Raw genomic sequence first — 3,323 nt, forward strand, 5'->3', positions numbered from 1 at the left:
TGGACATCGACGACGACCGTGGGCACCCGGGCCAGGACCCGGTGCCGGCGCTCCTGTCCGCGGGTCCGGTCGTCGGGGGCAGACGCACGGACGGGACCACCGCGGTCGCCTTCCTCGGACGCCTCCCGAAGGCCTTCCACGTGGCCGCGTCAAAGGACACGGTCACCATCAACGGCAGGTCATTCGCGCTGCCGACATCGAAGGCCGAGCTTGCCCGGTTCGCGCACCAGCCGCTGAAGGGCGAGATCATCGGCAGCAAGGTCAGGTTCACCAACGCCGTCGGCGAGTGGTTCGAGGGACCCCTCGAGGTGTCCGCGACGCAGCAGGTCTGGCCGGCCGGCGAAAACACCACGGTGTTCGGCGTGAAGATGAGTGTGCCGGGGGCGCCGGCGGATCACCCGGTGGGTGAGGAGTTTCCCGGCTGGTACGCGCGGTTGGCCGGCGCGGACGGCCACCGGGTCGTGGAGTGGTCCCGCACGGAAGGCGACGGCTTCACACCCGAGGGCGACGGGACGCCGTACGACGAGCCGACCGCCGTATACAAGTTCCGGATCGCGACGGAGAAGGCCAAGCGGCCGTTCACCGACCCGCCGGCCCCGACCGGCCCGCAGAACTTCCGCGAACGCATCCCGGAACTCTTCTACGCCACCGCCAACGCGACCAGCGTCAGCGTCAACGGCAAGAACTTCAAACTGCCGAACGGTGAGCGCCGTAAACTGTTCGCGAACAATGCACTGCGGGGCAAGCGCACTGACAAGAAGGTCACGCTCACCAACACCGCCGGCAATTGGTTCGAGACCACCCTCGGGCACAGGATCGAGACCACGGGGCCCCTCCAGCCCGGAAGCCAAAAGATCGCCAACGTGGCGGTGAGTGTGCCGGGGGTGCCGGCCGATCACCCGGTCGGCGAGGCCTTCCCCGGCTGGTATCCGCGGGTGGTCGGCGACCCGGGCCGCCGGGTCGTGGAGTGGTCCCGCACGGAAGGCGACGGTTTCACACCAGAGGGCGACGTGACGCCGTTCGACGAGCCGACCGCCGAGTACAAGTTCCGCATCGCGATGGAGGAACACGCCCGCCGCAGGGCCGCAGACCCCGTGCCCGTCGCCGAGCGCGCGGCTCCGGCGGTCGGGGGCGGGCGTACGGACGGGACGACCGCGGTCGCCTTCCTCGGGCGCGTCCCGAAGTCCTTCCACGTGGTCGCGGCCATGGACGGGGTCAACGTCAACGGCAGGAAGTTCGTGCTGCCGAGCTCGGAGGCCGAGCGTGCCCGGTTCACGTACCAGGCGCTGAAGGGCGAGCTGGTCGGCAGCAAGGTCAGGTTCACCAACGCCGTCGGCGAGCGGTTCGAGAAATCCCTCGACGAGCCCACGACGCAGCAGCTCTGCCCGGTCGGCAAACCCAAGGCAGTGTTCGGCTTGAAGATGAGTGTGCCGGGGGTGCCGGCCGATCACCCGGTGGGTGAGGAGTTTCCCGGCTGGTACGCGCGGGTGGTCGGCGACCCGGGCCGCCGGGTCGTGGAGTGGTCCCGTACGGAAGGCGACGGTTTCACGCCCGAGGGCGGTGTAATGCCGTACGACGAGCCGTTCGAGGTGTACAAGTTCCGGACTGCGGCGGAGAAGGCCGAGCGGCCGTTCACCGACCTGCCGGCCCCGACCGGCCCGCAGGACTTCCGCGAACGCGTCCCGGAACTCTTCTACACCACCGCGAACGCGAACGCCGTCAGCGTCAACGGCAAGGACTTCAAATTGCCGACGGGTAAGCGCCATGACTTGTTCTCATACATGGCACTGAAAGGCGCGCGGACCGGCGACATGGTCACGTTCACCAACGCCACCGGCGATTCGTTCGAGGCCGCCCTCGGTTGGAAGTCCAAGAGCAACGGGCCATTCAAGCCCGGCAGCCGCTACGTATTCGGCATGACGATGGGTGTGCCGGCGGCACCGGCCGATCACCCGGTGGGCGAGCCCTTCCCCGGCTGGTACCCGCGGTTGGCCGGCGAGGACGGCCACCGGGTCGTGGAGTGGTCCCGCACCGAAGGCGACGGCTTCACACCCGAGGGCGACGTGACACCTTTCGACGAGCCGACTGCCGAGTACAAGTACCGCATCGCGATGGAGGAACACGCCCACCGCAGGGCCGCGGACCCTGTGCCCGGCGCCGATGGAGACCGGCCCTCCGAGGGAACACCGGCCCAGGCCGACCAGCCCTCCCCCCACACTCCACTCGGAGCCCCGGACGGCACCGGTTCCAGTGACGAGTTGATGCCGCAGGCCGGTGCCCTCGAATCCGACCACGAGGAGGAAGTCAACTTCGACGAGTTCCTGATGGACGACGACCCGCATCTCCCTGGCGGGGCGCACGGCGAGGATGGTCCGCAGCCGGGCGCCACCGCGACGGACCCCGGCCGGCCCACGCCTCCACCCCGTGAGACCACCCCATCCCTCGCTGCGGAGGGCACCGGCCTCCGTGACGAGTTGATGCCGCAGGCCGGTGCCCTCGAATCCGACCACGAGGAGGAAGTCAACTTCGACGAGTTCCTGATGTACGACGACCCGCATCTCCCTGGCGGGGCGCACGGCGAGGATGGCCCGCGGCCGGAGGCCACCGCGGCGGACCCCGGCCGGCCGGACCAGCCCGCCAGCCCCGAGGTCGACGCGAGGTTCCTTGACTCCCTCTTCGAGGGCGAGGAAGAGCTGCACGACCCCCAGCGGTTCCTGGAATCCCTCTACTCCCGCCAGCAGGACTCGAGCACCGCCGCGGACCCGTTCCTCCTCCCTGACGACCCGTCACCCGCTACTCCCACCGCCCCGACCGTCCAACCCCCCACCAGCACACCCCCGCGCCCCACCACGCCCACCGACACCCCGATGACCGAGGCCGAGAGCTCCCCACCGGACGCCACCGCGACGGACCCCGGCCGGCCCGACAGCCCCGACCGCACCCCCGCCAGCCCCGTAGCCGGTCAGCGGTTCCTCGACTCCATCCTCAAGGTCGAGGAAAACCCCAGGCAGTTCCTGGACGCCCTCTACACCGACCACCAGGACTCCAGCGCCACCGCCGACCCGATCCCCATCCCCGACGACCCTTCACCCACCACCGACCCGGCCGGCCAACCCCCCACCAGCACGCCCCCTCCCAGCAGCCCCGGAAGGTACTGGCTCGCCTCCCTCCGCGACACCGACTGGACCGCGGTACTCGCCGACCTCACCGCCATCCCCGACCCCACCACCACACCCGCCCCCGCATCCCCCACCCTCGACGTCCACCCCGACCCCCGCACCGGCATACCCCAGGTGCCCTACACCCCCGAAGCCGGCGGCACC

1 pseudogene is annotated in these 3,323 nt (G+C 70.2%); it reads left to right on the top strand.

From position 1 onward, the window contains the following. Positions 1–140: 140 nt before the first annotated feature. Positions 141–3,323 (top strand): annotated as a pseudogene (locus ACWD4U_RS34645) (hypothetical protein); the annotation flags it as partial.

This window comes from Kitasatospora sp. NPDC002522 (assembly GCF_053595195.1).